The organism is Flavobacterium sp. KKT103, from assembly GCF_055640565.1.
Map to the genome: position 1 here is coordinate 2,733,775 of NZ_CM145766.1, position 14,220 is coordinate 2,747,994.

A 14,220-nucleotide genomic window follows, 5' to 3' on the forward strand; every position below is an offset into this window, starting at 1 on the left:
TAACAACTGCATCTTAATGATAGATGAAACCGATTTTTCACGGTTAAAGCTTTATGAGATCATTTCCAGTAAAGGGTATATTGTTTGTTCCGAAATAAAAATTGATAAGCTTATCCGTTCACTTTGCGAAGATGTGGGCGGAGACTTATGGAAAGCTTATATTACGGCTGAACAAGATGGCTATTCTTTCACAAGTTTTTCTGAAGCTAGCTTTTCAAATCCCTATTACTATAATATTCCTCGATTTAATGAGTCAAATTTTGAAACTATTATTTGTCAGCTAGGGGGTAGGAAAATTCCAGAAACCGCAACTATGACTCCAGATTTTATGATCGTAGATATAGTTATAGAATTGAAAGATCTTCAAAAAGAGAGCTTATATAATGAGGACAGGCGTAATACAATTACGAAGATATTTGAAGCAGATAATGGTTTTTCTGTTAATATCAATTTTTCTGCAGCATCGGGCGAAGTTAAGGCAGCATATAAACGTGTTATAGCAAATTCAATAAAAAATGCTATAGCAAAAGCCTCAAAGCAGATTAAACAATTCAGTAATTCAAATTCAATCAATACCGCCGGCGTGTTCTTAATTAACACTGGATATTTTAGTCTTGACCACCAGCTTTTCAAAACTATTGTGGAGGAAATAATTACGCGAGATACGACGACCATTAAATTTGTATATATTTTTACACAAAGCGTATTTCATAATGCTGTCGGAGATTTAAGGGCAGATTACAAACAAGATTGTATTGGTGAGCTTCCTAGTGAACTGAATGGCATATATGAAGCGTGCAAAACTCTAATTGATAAAAAAATGTCTTCTGTCTTTCGACCTGATAATGGCGAGAGATCTTTTGTAGCACCACAGTATCCGATTTCCTTTTTTGTAGATAATAAAATATTTTACTGGAAACCAGAACGCATTGAGCCTTCGATAAATTTTTAAGAAATCCAACTCCATTCATTACGCTAAGCTGAGGTCTGGCCAAATATTCTATTTGTAAGTACTTTTTGAACTTGGGCTAGTTCGATTGCCTGGTATCACTACCGAGATTATATAATCTGGGAAGGATACTTCCTGACCTGTAGATGGCCGCAAATGATGAATTTTAAACCAATCTTTGAAATTAGCCATTGGTTCTTTACTCTTGTCGCTCATTTCCAACAAGACAAAAATACCCAATTGATCATATCCTGCTGTATAAGTTTGTGCTTGGGCAATGTAATTTTCTTCGAGCATATCTTTATCAGGACGCGACAATGATTTTTTTAATTCGATAGGTACGGTTAGAATATCTTTCTTATACACTATATCGACACGTCCGCCATCCACGAACTTAGACTTCTCATGTTCAAATCCATCTGCAATATTAGAATGTTCAAAATATAAAATCATACTATCCTGCAAATCCTGCTCACTAGCTTTGGTGCCTTTTCCTTTTGCAGATGTACTGTATAGAAAGGGAAATCGTTTCTTTTCATTTCCAACAAATGTAGCTTGGCAATAACGAATAACTTCCTCAAGTACAGCCGAAAATGTTTTCCTTTTTTCTTTGGAATATTTAGGAAGCACCGTATCAATTTCTCTCATCAACACGTTAAATATCTCTTCTCCTGCCAAACTGCCTGTGCGTATTGACAAGTTACTATTGTAGTTATTCTTTATAAACTGCCCAATTGCTTTTGCAAAAGACAGTTCCTTCTTCTGAATTTTATTATAGATTTCAAGGCCTACTTCAGCACCCATAAATTCGACTAACATTACCAATACTTCATTATCATCTATTGTTCCATTATCTTGATCTGGCAAAGACTGAAGTATTGAATCTATAAAATCAGCCAATCTTTTATCACTTTGAGAATGCAGAGCAATTAGTCTCTTATGCTCCCCATAAAGATGAAAATTATAAATATTTGATTCTATTTTAGAAACTGACTCCTCAATAATTTTTTTGGTAATATTATTAAATTTTGAATTGTGCAATTTTAATTTATCTATTTCCATGCTAGCCTCTAGGATCATTTGAGTCTCGTGCCTAATATCCAGCCATTCTTGTGACCGGATTGCAATCTTATAATTTCTATTTAAAGAATCAAACATTTGAAAAATTAGATATTCAAGTTCCAGACCAGTAACATCAATTTCATACAAAGCTCTAACCTGTAAATTCTTATACAACTCAGTAATCATTGTTTCCACATCTTCTTGATCATTTGATAATAAAGCTTTTGTCAACTGGATTAATATAATGTAAAACCAGGCATCATCCCTGTTATCCATTACATTTTCAGCTGCAAGAAAATATTTTTCAGCCTCAGAAATTGTACTAATAAAATTTGGAAAATCGTTCTTAGACGTACTAAAAAAGAAGGTTTTAATCCCTAAAAAAAGATAAGCCTGACTGGATATATCGCCATTATCATGATCGGTAAGGTCTATAACTTTATGCTCTATTTCACTTGTCAAAAGCTCAATAAAAAAAGGTAATTGCTTTAATGCAATGTCTATTAATTCATTTGTATTACTGGAGAGAAAATCAAATAAAACACCTAGAGAGGAATAGCGGTTTTTTATTATGTTAACCGCTGTCAATTCGCATATAATCTTGCAGGCGGCTCTCTTAATATATGTGTTTTCAGTGGTATTAATTATTTCTTTTAAAAAATCTAAGACAGCAGAGCCATCTTCATTCTCTACATTCAAATTGACATAGAAATTATCTAAAAAAAGAATCTTTGAAAAATCAGTGCCTAAAAGTACATTTTTATCCATAACGTTAAAAAACAAAATGATCCTCCTCTTTTATAAATGTCTTTTCCTTGTCAGTAATATGGGAGAAATCTCGCAGTGCAGAACCAACAAATATTTGCAATTTATCTTTGAATCGGTCATTAATACTTTTAAGGATATCAGACAAACCCTGTAAATGCTTGGGCACCATCTCCTCACTACCTGGCGAATCAAATATCAAAAACCTCGGATGTCTTCCTAAATTATGTTCAATATCCAACTGAATCAAACTTAAGTAAAATGCGAGCTTAACTCTTAATTTTTCACCTTCGGTAAGATCAGTAAAACTTACTGAAATACCATGTTGTACAAAAATTAGCTCATACTTGTCCGAAATTTCTATATTATCGATGCTAAGCAGACCAAAGGCATGCACCTCATTGATTATTAATTCCTGTAGTTTGCTAAGAATATCCTTATTCAGCTGTACACGCTTTTTTTCCAGACCCTTAAGTGCATATTCCAGAACATCCCGTTTTAAATTTAGATTTGCCATTTCATTGGAACCTATTTGTGATTCCTGCTTAGCGATCTCGTTAAGCTGGAATAACAACACTGCCTCTTCTTTGATAAAATTATCCTTTTTATTTAGTAAATCCGTGAATTTCGATCTTTGTTTACCAATCGATTCAATCTCTGTTTCAATCTCTGACAATCTACGGCTGTCTGTTTCTATATTAGTGAGTGCTACAGATTTTACATATTCCTCAGCAATCTTTTTTCGCAATATTTCGACATCCCCATAACGCTTTTTAAGGGTGTTATCAATTTGCTCTAATTTAGCTTCATGTTGCCTTCTCTCGACTTCCAAAAGTTTCGCCTTTTCATTTATTTCTTCTGGATCAACTTTTTGCTCTTTGGACTCTTCCCCGCACAAGCTGCATATATGATCTTCTATTTCGCTCTTTTTTTTGTCTTCACTGACCCTTTTTTCACAGTGCGGGCAGGTTTTTATTTCAAGATTTGTAAAGAAACTTTCTGATTGCCGATATATATCGATATTGAGCTCTCGCTTTTTCAGCTTAGTTATTTCTGACGAAATCTTTATTTTATCACCCTCAAGACTTTGTAATTCTGCCTCATGGGTAATCAATTCATTTTTCCCTTTTTGATAGGCTTCTGAAACGGCCCTCTGCTGTTTTCTGGACTCATTAATTTTTTCAGACAATTTGTTGTATTCCTCTACCAAAGGGCGATCATTGAATTCGATTTTTTGCCCCTCCTGAAGAGCTTTCATTTCAAGAGTAACTTCAGCCAGCCTCTTTTCTAACTGTACTTTGCTGCTTTTATTAAACTCCAGCTTGGTTTTATCCATTAGTTTCATTTTTCCAATAGTCTCCATGACCCTGTCCATTTGAATATTTAGCATATTAATGGGGTATGTCAAGGGTAACCCTAAGATCATTTCGAATATTTTTTTCCCTTGTGAGCCATACTTTTCATTATCAAAAAACAGATACTCATAATTACTAGACTCCAAATAAATAGATTTAAAGTACGTGGCCCAGCTAAGACTAGAAGTATTGATTTCAAAAGAATCCTTAGCACTATTTTTTTGGGTGTATTTTAGGGTGTAAAATGAAAATTGTTCGAAAAAAAAGTCCTGTATCTTCTCTTCGAATTGAATCCGGTTATTAAATTCAAACTCAACCTCTTTTTGTACATCATCAAACTTTTGGTTTTCTCTTAGCTCCATGAACCTATTGATTGAAAATCTATAGACTCCGCCCCTGTCCCTTCCTATCCTATTAATGTAGCACGTATAGGTTATTTTACCAATAGTAAATTGAAGGAATATTTCAGTAATCCAGGATTTGATATCTTTCTTAATACTATCTGCTCCAGTTAGAGCAAATTTTATGATTTTAAAAATGGTGGATTTTCCTTTGTGGTTGTCAGCAATCCAAACATTAATACCTTGGTAAACTGGCTGATCGAATATAAAACTCTCACCGGTTTTCTTTTGCCCCGTAAATAGTAACCGATCAATTACTAGGGATTTCCCTAATGAATTTGGACTATCTTTATTGTAATCTTCTTCTAAATGAAGGATTTCTTCCACTTCTTCTAAAGTGATATTCTCTGCAAAGTGCTCGTGAACAAACTTGAGGAAATTTTTATAATTAATCTGTCTTTCGTCCATTATAATGATTTATTAAATCTTTGAAAATATGCTAGTTTCACCTTGCTATTAATATTCTGGATATGGCTACGGTAAGAGATATTACTATACTCCCCATATCTATATTGTCTAGATTTTAACTCTGTCCCTGAAAAACTTCCAAAATATTCCTTTATCAACATACAACGATCATAATACCATTCTACCGCTGAAATATCATTGAGAAATCCTATAATTTTATTAGAGCCTTCATAAGTTATGTAGTATATTTTATCATATGTCTTTCCATCAGATCTTTTTTTACTTTCATGTGTGATTAAACCAACGCTGACAAGATATGCTATCACATCATCAATACTTTCATATGCTCCATGAAAAAATTTTTCCATTTCTTCCACCCGTAATTCGGGTTCATTATCTAAATAAATAGCTTCAATTATTTTCCCAATCTTTTCTTTGTCATTTGATGTATTATTATCTAATAAATCCATTAATTCCATTGAAAGAAAATCAGGATAGCGAAGAAGAAAATCTAACGCCTGTATTTTTATCTCACTGCGAAATACACCATATTTCCCTGATCTTTTATCCTCCAATGGATCGCAAAAAGTATAAAGAATGATCATAATACGTAAGCGATCACGAAATTTTTTAAGATAGTCCTCCATAGATATTATATTTTGTGTAATGCTAAGATATACAAATATCTAATAAAACATTGTGGCAGGTTTTCAATTATATGCTGCCTCTGTTTTAAAGTAAGCTTCCATCTCTTTTTTTAAATTTCGAGTTCATTATATTAAGATACAATATTAATCCTACTCCATAAATCCGACCTTAATCTCAATCAACATATCCATGCTAGCCTGAACAGTATTTTCGAAAAATTCAGCCATGATTTTTGCTATTTCACTACTGGCAGGGCTCACCGTATTCTTATCCAACAAGGATGCGATCCTGACAAACAACTCTTCATTCAATCTTGCTATTTTTGCCATATCCCGCCCCATAACGCGTGCAGCCAACATATCAAGTTCTTGATCTTGACCAAATAAATCGAGATGGTTTGCATAAATCTCTTCGGTATACATGTCGAAGAAGTGCTTTAAAATCTTACTGATGTCTTTAATATCGTCCCTACGGATTTCAGGTCGGTCCTCATATGCCATCAGCTTTAATAATACTATTCCTGGAAGCGTGCAGAATTTAAAGTGGTGCTTTCCTTCCAGTTCTGCTTCCGGAAGTCCTGCATCATATATTTCCTTAAAACCGGGAACACTAACATCTGTAAGACCGGTGCCTTCGACCCTTACATGAGATCCTTTACCTTCTATCTCGCCAAACGGCAGTAAATCAACTTGAATGTAACTTTTCCACACCAGTACAAATGCATTGCCTTTGTATGGATGGAATCCCTCAGTCTCTATCAGATATTTTTTTAATCCTTCATAGGTTCCTTTATCATTGATGAAAACAGCAAAATCAATATCTCCCGTAATGCGGCTTGGCGGGATATCATTTATTGCGGACATCCAAACATCTCGTGCCACTGCCCCAACGAGATAGAAATCTATACTAAACTTTTTCAAACCCCTCTCCAGTGCCGTAAGCATTTCTGAAAGTTTTGCTTCCTGCCTTAATTGCTTAAAACTTATCTTGTAGGTACTCATCGTATATTCTTTGTGCTGTTTCTGTACATCTTCTATCTCCCTTATTCATTAAATCGGCATATGCCAAAAGTGGATGCACTGCATTTTCGTTTACTAAATCATGTTTCCAGAATTTCTTAAATACCTTGACGTTACCTTGCTTGTCCGGAACCAATCTATAGTTCCTGATCAAATCATTCCATTCTTCCGCGGTATAGATTGTCAGCTCTTCTGGACGCAGGTAATTTGTATAAATTGCTCCGGCGGGTTCACCGCCCCAATATGTTTCTTGGTTTTTAAGAGGAATTTCTTTCCAATTGTAAAAATCTTCTTCCTTCAGAAACCTAAATGTACCAATATTTAACGTTGGCTTAAGACGTTTCTCATATTCCAAAATCCATTTTTCCAACAGTTGCTTCTTATTTTCCAACTTTTGCTCATTTTTTGTCAGCTGTAATAGATAACCTTCCTGTGCCAGCCCATTGAATATATTATTAATATTACCCAAGCCTGTACCGGTGCGTTGCGCGATTTCTCGATATGGTCGATTTACCCATTCTTCTTCAATTAGAAACTGGAATATGACCTGCAGCCCAGTCTTTGTAAAGGCACGGTTGCCGCCTGTAGTTGCAGTAACCTCATTTTTCCTACCGTCAATATTAATGTAAAGGCCATCCATTAGCAGGAACATGTTTCCGCTTGCCTCCAAGTAATTGATTTGCTTTTCTTTTAGCTCCTGCTTAACCTTAGGAAATATACGATTAGCAACTATCATAAATGGTGCTTCACTGCGTGCCTTATCCTCCATAATGGTAAGATGCATTCCACGTAGTTCTTTTTTAACTGCTACATTTAATACAACAGCAGGATGATACTTCATATGAAGCGTCAGCTTTCCATCAATGAAACCATCATTAGTTGCTTCTCTCCATTCAGCACGTATCTCATCTTTATGAAGATTATGTATTGCGTTTTGTATAATGTACTGCTCGTTCATCTTGTTCACTTTATACTTATGTTCACGAAAACGTGAACGCTTAATATTAGTGAACAAATATATAATTATTTAGCTACATAAACAACATCAGTAACAATTATTTGTATTGTAACTACATCTAATATATAATCAAGAACTCAATCACCACAAGTAACATCAACTATTTGTGCTCTAACTAATCTAATATTATTAATCAATAACTCTATCAACAGCAGTTTAAAAAAAAATCTTAAACATCGATTTATAGATTTTGTCATATTGATGAAATTTTCTGATCATTAGAACCATTTACCAATATCTTCGTTGCTTCCCCTTCATTTTTATATTCAAAAACCAGTATGCTTTTGTCTTATTTCAAGAGCAAAGGTAACTCCGTGTTCTTAACGCAATAGCAAGGCCTGGTCCTTCAGATTTGCCAAAAAATCTCCACCCATCCAGGTTGTATTTTTTATCAAAGCCTTGCTATTGCTAAACACTCACCTTTTTATGCTCATGAAACAAAACATAGCATACTCCGGCTCTTTAGACGAATAAAAAAAATGTCAGCAATGAGAAATAAAATATTACAAATGGATTTGATGAAACAAAACAGCACCTCCTCACATTGCCGAATAAAATTTCAAAAAAAATTAATCACTAAAAATCGTAGAAATTATGAACATCACAGGAAGAGTGACAGCGGATGCGCAGGTACGCAACGTGTCGAACAGCAAAACAGTAGTAAACTTTTCGGTAGCCATCAACGACAGCTATAAAAACAAAGCAGGCGAGCGCATAGAGCAGACAACGTATTTCGACTGCGCCTATTGGCTTAGTCCAAAAGTAGCGCAGATACTCACAAAAGGTACGGTGGTAGAACTGACAGGCAAAGTGAGCGCAAGAGCGTGGTCAGGCAGTGACGGACAACCGCACGCAGGACTGAACTTCAACACCTCGCAAATCAAACTTCACGGGGGCGGTAAAAAAGCCGAAGCGGTACAGGCTCCTACAGGAAACAACAATGACGATACAAAGGACGACCTAACATTTTAACAACGAGCACCTAAATAATTTAAAATTTAAAATCATGGCACATAATATCAATTTTAACAGCGAAACAGGACGTTATTCATTCTTTAGCGTAAAGGAAAAAGCGTGGCACGGCCTAGGGCAAATTGTAGAGCAATACCCAACAAGCGAGGAAGCTATAAAATTTGCAGGGTTAGATTACGAAGTCGTTAAAAGTCCTCTATTTACCAAAGGTTCGGGTATTATCCAAACGGCTGACAGTATCGAGATTGGAAGTAACGAATTGGAAGTTCCTAACTATTTTGCCAATATACGTACGGATAACAATGCAGTATTGGGGGTGGTAGGCAAAGACTATCACATCGTACAAAACCGTGAAGCATTCAATTTCTTTGATGCTATTGTAGGTGGTTCACAAGGAATATTGTACGAAACCGCAGGAGCATTGGGACAAGGGGAACGCATCTTTATCACTGCCAAACTACCCGACTATATCCGAGTAGGAAATGGCGATGATGTAACGGAAAAGTACATTTTCCTAACCACTTCACACGATGGCAGTGGAAGCATAACAGCAGCCTTCACCCCTATCCGTATTGTTTGCCAAAATACCCTTAACGCCTCGCTTCGTTCGATGAGTAATGTGGTACGCATCAAACATACTTCGGGAGCAAAACAGCATTTGGAAAATGCCCACAAAGTTATGGGCTTGGCGGATACCTTAAGCAACCAGTTAGAAGGAATATTCAACCAGTGGGCTAAAGTAAAGGTAACTGACCAAGCAGTAAAAAAACTAATCCAATTGGCTCTTTGCCCGAACAGGGAAACATTGGATTTGCTTAAAAAGGGTGCGGAAGATGAAGTTTCCACCGTGTTCAAAAATGTGGTGCAAGATGCCTTTGCATACGCTATGACAAGCGACACTCAACAAATGGATACCACCAAAGGCACATTGTTCGGGGCGTACAATGCCGTGACAGGCTACTATCAGAATGTACGCAATTACAAAGATGATGAAGCCAAGTTACAAAGTATTGTAATGGGTGGAACAGCTCAAATCAAATCACAGAAAGCATTTGAATTGTGTACTTCTTTCGAGAAAATCGGTTCAGATGTATTCAATTTCAATTAATCCGAATGTTTAACCACAGGTGACCGCCTACGGGTGGTTACCTTTAAATAGCAGAAAATGAAAGTAATAGATTTAAACGGTTGCCCTATTGAAGTAACAAACCTTAACGAAGCAATCCGTATAACCAAACGGTATAAAAAATACAGGCATGAGAATGAAAGCTACTCCGATTATGACAAAAAGCAGAACGCCTATTGGACAGATATGTACGAGAAGCTGACAACAATAAAAGAAGGATTAAACAACAATTAAATTTTTAAAACGATGAATGCAAATTTTTTCAATCAGATAGCGCAAATAGGCATTACAGGAGATTTACAACTCACTATATCAAAGGGTATAGAAAACACCCTTATTGTTTCCATAATACTTCAAAATGAGCAATGTGGAGATAATGCGAAACAACTGATACCACCGCTTAATCTGCGGGGAACGGCAGAAGAATTGGACGAGGGATTTTTTCAGCAGATAACAACGCCTTTGCAAACCGCTTCGGGTTTAATGGTAAATATGGAAGCCTTTATGAAGCAATTGGAAGTAGCCAAAAAGCAATCGGCAATGGAAAAGGAAAAATCCGACACACAAAAGAAAGAACAGGAAGCCAAAGACAAGAAGTTTAAAGACGGTATGGTAAAGGCAGACGAATTGGAAAAAGAGGGCAAATTCCGTGAAGCGTGGATGAAAGTACCCGAAATTAACGACTACCCCGAAAAGGCAGACGAGATAAGCAAACGTAAATCGGAACTATCAAACCAATTTTCTTCAACAGGTCTGTTTGCGATAGAACAACCTACCGTTTAACGCAAAATCCAACAGTTATGTTAGTAACAACACAGTTAGAACGAGTATTTATAATTAAAGACAAAGGACAGGACATCACACTGACCGACCCCGAACCACGTTGGAGCGTGGAAGCGGTATTGAATTTTTACGCCAATACGTATCCCATTCTAACCACCGCAAAAATAGCTGCCCCCATCATCCGTGATGATAGGATAGAATACAAATTAGAGAGCGTTATGGGAACAAAAGGTTAAACCAAAAATAAAAAACAATGAACTATGCAACGCAATATCCTATCGGGAACTATGAGCATACCCGAACAGAAAACACAACGGCAACTGCACCAACAATTGGGCGAGTTCGCACAATGGATGCAAAGAGCCAAAGACACAAACGAAGTACGGAAAGACAAACAGAAATCCGTACCGATAGCAATGCTTCCAATGGTTTTCTGAAGTGTGCGTTTCTACCTAAACTGAAAACAACACAATCCATACAGGATTGTAAGAAAACAGCAAAAATGCAAAGGGATTTTTACAAGTCCCTTTCCCAACTTGCAGAGCATTACGGCATTGAACCGCTACAAACGCAGGAATACGGCTACCCTTACAATATGGCTTTGGCTATGTGGGATGCTGAAACCAAGTTAAAACAAAACAATGCCAATTGGGATAATTTACGTTTAGTACAGGATAGTAAGAAAACATTTTTTACGAGCGAAGAACGATACAGCACAGGTACAACCCTGTACTATATTCCAATTGTACCACTCTTTCTAATGCTCCATGACCCAAAGCGTAAAAAGACGGCTCAATTGCTTGTTTCGGTTTGCAGTTATCTGTACCATATTGCCGATATACCTTATTACAGACAGGAAAACTGCTATCTGTATTGGATGTACGAAATGATGAACGATTGGGTGGAACAAGATGATTATACCGATGAAACGGACAGCTGTATTGCAGAGATTGAAAAAGCCGAATGGATAGGCGAACGGGTTGAACAGAAGCTATTCAACCGTATCAATTTACAGGTATTTGAACAGCGTTTTAACCACTTTAAAAGCCGTGACAAATTCGATCAGGAGTGCCAAAAAGTAGCTTGCGATGCCTTTGCCCTTTATTCACAATATCCACACGAGAGCATTTTCCGAAACGCACCAAGACCCGAAGAAGACCCCTATACTGATGAAAACGAATCCGAAACTATTGGAATGGAAAAATACATCTTATTTATAGCTGATACTACAGGTTGGCTGTATGAGAGACTTGCCGATAATATTAACAATGAGTTTAATGAATATGGAGCAATGGAAGAACCTACCATTTTCAAACGTTTTGATGGAAGCAACATAACACAAACCAATCTTGATTTTGAGAACCGCCTGTTTGCCCTTTTGGACGAACTCTGCACACTACTGTATGATTATAAAACGACAAGAAAATGAACAACGTAAACGACATAACCGAGGCTTTTGGAGCACTTTACCACCCAAAATCAGCATTGGTTTTTTACCAAACCAAAGGGACGAAGACCGATATGTATGTGGAGCATTTTGATATGGATAAAAACGGAAATCCTGTCAATGCCCATCCATTGACCGTAAATGAAGCTAAAGTGTTGGCAAAAGCTTTACACACCGACAAAGAAAAGAACAAAGCTTTTTTAAAGCCAAAAGGAATTTTGCAGACCAAAATACTGCATATCAATCCGAGCGAAAAAGGCACGGTACTTTGGTACACCAAAGCACAGGAACAGCAATTGTATTTTGTGAACGGCTTGGGCATACCCAACGGCAAAGCGTATGTACCGCCAATGCTTTGGTATGCCAGTAAAAACAGCCTTGTGGTATTTGCTCTTGCAACTGACAGAAGACCAACAGAAAATACATCATTGTATTATGCTCCTTTCTTCAATATTTATGAAGATGGCAAAGTATGTATGGGAACTGTAAGCATAGATATTAAAAATTCCGCTTCTGTGGAGGAATTTACAACTGCTTGGGAAAACTACTTTTTTAACAGCTATTTCAGTCATTTATTAGGCAAACAAAATCCCATAAAAGGGAATTGCGTAAGCCTCTGGAAAAAACTGATTGAAACAAGCGAAGTATTTCCTAAAAAGACCTTGAAGAAGAACAACAAAACCCTTAAAAATCTTTTGTGATGAATACCGAGAAACTAAAAGTACATTTTACAGATAACTATCTGATAAGCCCGACCAATCCCATTGCGGTAAACTTAATCGGTGCAGGTGGCACAGGCTCAAAGGTTTTGACCGCATTAATGGAAATGAACCATAGCTTAATCGAATTGGGACACGCAGGGCTACGTGTCCGCTTATGGGATGATGATATTGTGACTAATGCCAATTTAGGGAGACAGCGTTTTGCAGAAAGTGAAACAGGGCTATACAAATCCGTTGCACTCATTAACCGTGCAAACCGCTTTTCAGGGACAAATTGGAAAGCCGAAACCACAAAGTTTGAAAAGGACAGTTTGGGCAGAATACCCGAAGAAGCACAGGCAACTATTTACATTACCTGCGTGGATAATATAAAGGCGAGGTTTGGAGTTGCCGAAATTCTGAAAGAAATTTGTAAACGCAGACACCACAGGGATGAACCGAAATATTGGTTGGATTTTGGCAACAGCCAGCATACAGGGCAAGTGTTACTGTCTACCATAGGAAACATTCATCAACCCAATTCGGAGAAATACGAAACGGTGGCAAGCCTGCCAATGATTACGGAAGAATTTGGAGAATTATTGAAGCAGTCCGAACAACACGATGAAACACCGAGTTGCAGTTTAGCGGAAGCTTTGGAGAAACAGGATTTGTTTATCAATTCCTCTTTAACACAAATGGGCTGTTCGCTTTTATGGAGCTTATTTCGGTATGGTATGACTCCGTACAGAGGCTTTTTCCACAATCTGAAAGACTTTCGTACCCACCCCATAAAAGTCGCCTGATAGTCAAAATCGGGCGGCAAAAAGACACTCCCTTCCGATGGTCGGGACAGTCTTTTTGCGCCAAATCGGTGCAACCACTTTACCAAAATGCACCTTTCGCACTTCCTAACTCCGCATTTTACCAAACAGGTTGGAATCTTATTTCTAAGGGATATTCATTATCCCTTTCGTTGTTTCAGCCGACTTCTTTTCTTTCCACATCAGCCACCAAAGAAAAGATTCTGTGTTATAAACCAAATATATTTTTTAAAAATGATAGAAATTTAATACTATCTCTTCTCTAATTCTCGCTATATATTATTTAAAAATAACAGTTGATGTTCTAATTCTTTATTACTGTGTGAAATTGAGCATAAATTTATACATTTGCCAAATGAAAAATTTATCATTCATATTAGCATTAATGGTCTTGGTCTTATCGATCTTGCCAGGCTTTATGGAAGATAAATGCTTTGACGTCATACATCAAACAACAAATAGTCAGGAAGAAGATAGCGACGGTTGCGGTATGGAATGTTGCTCGCCTTTTTCTAAATGCAATACCTGTACTGGATTTGTAATTACTTCTTTTTATGCTTTAACATCCAATTATGTCCAACAACCTAAAAAGAAATTAGGTGTAATAACTGCGTCAGCTGTTTCAGACTTCTTCTCTTCCATTTGGCAACCGCCTAAGATTAATTAATGTTTTTAGTGTCTTCGGCACAATAACAAATTGCGGTGCTACAAACCGTCAATTCTTATTTTTCAAACATTAATA

The 14,220-nt window shown here is 36.7% G+C and carries 15 protein-coding genes; 10 read left to right on the forward strand and 5 right to left on the reverse strand.

The window, feature by feature from the left end; translation table 11 throughout:
* The first annotated feature begins 16 nt into the window (after positions 1–16).
* A complete protein-coding gene (locus tag ACZ2G0_RS11720) occupies positions 17–952 on the forward strand; it encodes a hypothetical protein (RefSeq protein WP_470307817.1) in 936 nt (311 codons plus the stop codon).
* Between the two features lie 48 nt (positions 953–1,000).
* On the opposite strand, the gene ACZ2G0_RS11725 is transcribed toward ACZ2G0_RS11720, so the two are convergent.
* From ACZ2G0_RS11725 to ACZ2G0_RS11745, 5 genes are all read right to left on the reverse strand, one after another.
* Positions 1,001–2,779, reverse strand: coding sequence for a hypothetical protein (locus ACZ2G0_RS11725; RefSeq protein ID WP_417982800.1), 1,779 nt, complete (start codon positions 2,777–2,779; stop codon positions 1,001–1,003).
* Between the two features lie 4 nt (positions 2,780–2,783).
* Positions 2,784–4,940 carry a coiled-coil domain-containing protein gene (locus tag ACZ2G0_RS11730; RefSeq protein WP_417982798.1) on the reverse strand — a complete coding sequence of 719 codons (2,157 nt, stop codon included), beginning with the start codon at positions 4,938–4,940 and terminating at the stop codon, positions 2,784–2,786.
* A complete protein-coding gene (locus tag ACZ2G0_RS11735) occupies positions 4,940–5,587 on the reverse strand; it encodes a hypothetical protein (protein ID WP_086452622.1) in 648 nt (215 codons plus the stop codon). The genes ACZ2G0_RS11730 and ACZ2G0_RS11735 overlap by 1 nt, the downstream gene beginning before the upstream one ends.
* Positions 5,588–5,737: 150 nt before the next feature.
* Positions 5,738–6,589 carry a hypothetical protein gene (locus ACZ2G0_RS11740; RefSeq protein WP_395361884.1) on the reverse strand — a complete coding sequence of 284 codons (852 nt, stop codon included), beginning with the start codon at positions 6,587–6,589 and terminating at the stop codon, positions 5,738–5,740.
* Positions 6,564–7,565 (reverse strand): type IV toxin-antitoxin system AbiEi family antitoxin, encoded by a 1,002-nt coding sequence (locus tag ACZ2G0_RS11745; protein WP_086452620.1) that lies wholly within the window; start codon positions 7,563–7,565, stop codon positions 6,564–6,566. The genes ACZ2G0_RS11740 and ACZ2G0_RS11745 overlap by 26 nt, the downstream gene beginning before the upstream one ends.
* A 654-nt stretch (positions 7,566–8,219) precedes the next feature.
* Between ACZ2G0_RS11745 and ACZ2G0_RS11750 the strand changes: the two genes are divergently transcribed.
* The 9 genes from ACZ2G0_RS11750 to ACZ2G0_RS11790 all read left to right on the forward strand — a co-directional run bounded on the left by ACZ2G0_RS11750 (position 8,220) and on the right by ACZ2G0_RS11790 (position 14,145).
* Positions 8,220–8,597, forward strand: a complete 378-nt coding sequence (locus ACZ2G0_RS11750) for a single-stranded DNA-binding protein (protein WP_417982796.1) — start codon at positions 8,220–8,222, stop codon at positions 8,595–8,597.
* Between the two features lie 34 nt (positions 8,598–8,631).
* The gene (locus tag ACZ2G0_RS11755; RefSeq protein ID WP_417982794.1) at positions 8,632–9,705 is read left to right on the forward strand and encodes a DUF932 domain-containing protein; all 1,074 of its coding nucleotides are present in this window, start codon (positions 8,632–8,634) and stop codon (positions 9,703–9,705) included.
* Positions 9,706–9,762: 57 nt separating this feature from the next.
* A complete protein-coding gene (locus tag ACZ2G0_RS11760) occupies positions 9,763–9,957 on the forward strand; it encodes a hypothetical protein (protein WP_113667246.1) in 195 nt (64 codons plus the stop codon).
* Between the two features lie 12 nt (positions 9,958–9,969).
* Positions 9,970–10,506 carry a PRTRC system protein E gene (locus ACZ2G0_RS11765; RefSeq protein ID WP_417982792.1) on the forward strand — a complete coding sequence of 179 codons (537 nt, stop codon included), beginning with the start codon at positions 9,970–9,972 and terminating at the stop codon, positions 10,504–10,506.
* A 17-nt stretch (positions 10,507–10,523) separates the two neighbouring features.
* Positions 10,524–10,742 carry a PRTRC system protein C gene (locus ACZ2G0_RS11770; protein ID WP_417982790.1) on the forward strand — a complete coding sequence of 73 codons (219 nt, stop codon included), beginning with the start codon at positions 10,524–10,526 and terminating at the stop codon, positions 10,740–10,742.
* Positions 10,743–10,759: 17 nt separating this feature from the next.
* Positions 10,760–11,935, forward strand: coding sequence for a hypothetical protein (locus ACZ2G0_RS11775; RefSeq protein ID WP_470307818.1), 1,176 nt, complete (start codon positions 10,760–10,762; stop codon positions 11,933–11,935).
* The gene (locus ACZ2G0_RS11780; protein ID WP_417982784.1) at positions 11,932–12,654 is read left to right on the forward strand and encodes a PRTRC system protein B; all 723 of its coding nucleotides are present in this window, start codon (positions 11,932–11,934) and stop codon (positions 12,652–12,654) included. The genes ACZ2G0_RS11775 and ACZ2G0_RS11780 overlap by 4 nt, the downstream gene beginning before the upstream one ends.
* Positions 12,654–13,460, forward strand: coding sequence for a PRTRC system ThiF family protein (locus ACZ2G0_RS11785; protein WP_417982782.1), 807 nt, complete (start codon positions 12,654–12,656; stop codon positions 13,458–13,460). Before ACZ2G0_RS11780 ends, ACZ2G0_RS11785 begins: the two co-directional genes overlap by 1 nt.
* Before the next feature lie 373 nt (positions 13,461–13,833).
* Positions 13,834–14,145, forward strand: coding sequence for a hypothetical protein (locus ACZ2G0_RS11790; RefSeq protein ID WP_045752358.1), 312 nt, complete (start codon positions 13,834–13,836; stop codon positions 14,143–14,145).
* The last annotated feature ends 75 nt before the right edge of the window (positions 14,146–14,220 follow it).

Coding starts and splice junctions, on each gene's coding strand:
- ACZ2G0_RS11725 (WP_417982800.1), bottom strand. CDS start 2,779: ATGGATAAAAATGTACTTTTAGGCACTGATTTTTCAAAGATTCTTTTT.
- ACZ2G0_RS11775 (WP_470307818.1), top strand. CDS start 10,760: ATGAACTATGCAACGCAATATCCTATCGGGAACTATGAGCATACCCGA.
- ACZ2G0_RS11720 (WP_470307817.1), top strand. CDS start 17: ATGATAGATGAAACCGATTTTTCACGGTTAAAGCTTTATGAGATCATT.
- ACZ2G0_RS11745 (WP_086452620.1), bottom strand. CDS start 7,565: ATGAACGAGCAGTACATTATACAAAACGCAATACATAATCTTCATAAA.
- ACZ2G0_RS11780 (WP_417982784.1), top strand. CDS start 11,932: ATGAACAACGTAAACGACATAACCGAGGCTTTTGGAGCACTTTACCAC.
- ACZ2G0_RS11785 (WP_417982782.1), top strand. CDS start 12,654: ATGAATACCGAGAAACTAAAAGTACATTTTACAGATAACTATCTGATA.
- ACZ2G0_RS11760 (WP_113667246.1), top strand. CDS start 9,763: ATGAAAGTAATAGATTTAAACGGTTGCCCTATTGAAGTAACAAACCTT.
- ACZ2G0_RS11735 (WP_086452622.1), bottom strand. CDS start 5,587: ATGGAGGACTATCTTAAAAAATTTCGTGATCGCTTACGTATTATGATC.
- ACZ2G0_RS11790 (WP_045752358.1), top strand. CDS start 13,834: ATGAAAAATTTATCATTCATATTAGCATTAATGGTCTTGGTCTTATCG.
- ACZ2G0_RS11765 (WP_417982792.1), top strand. CDS start 9,970: ATGAATGCAAATTTTTTCAATCAGATAGCGCAAATAGGCATTACAGGA.
- ACZ2G0_RS11740 (WP_395361884.1), bottom strand. CDS start 6,589: ATGAGTACCTACAAGATAAGTTTTAAGCAATTAAGGCAGGAAGCAAAA.
- ACZ2G0_RS11750 (WP_417982796.1), top strand. CDS start 8,220: ATGAACATCACAGGAAGAGTGACAGCGGATGCGCAGGTACGCAACGTG.
- ACZ2G0_RS11755 (WP_417982794.1), top strand. CDS start 8,632: ATGGCACATAATATCAATTTTAACAGCGAAACAGGACGTTATTCATTC.
- ACZ2G0_RS11770 (WP_417982790.1), top strand. CDS start 10,524: ATGTTAGTAACAACACAGTTAGAACGAGTATTTATAATTAAAGACAAA.
- ACZ2G0_RS11730 (WP_417982798.1), bottom strand. CDS start 4,940: ATGGACGAAAGACAGATTAATTATAAAAATTTCCTCAAGTTTGTTCAC.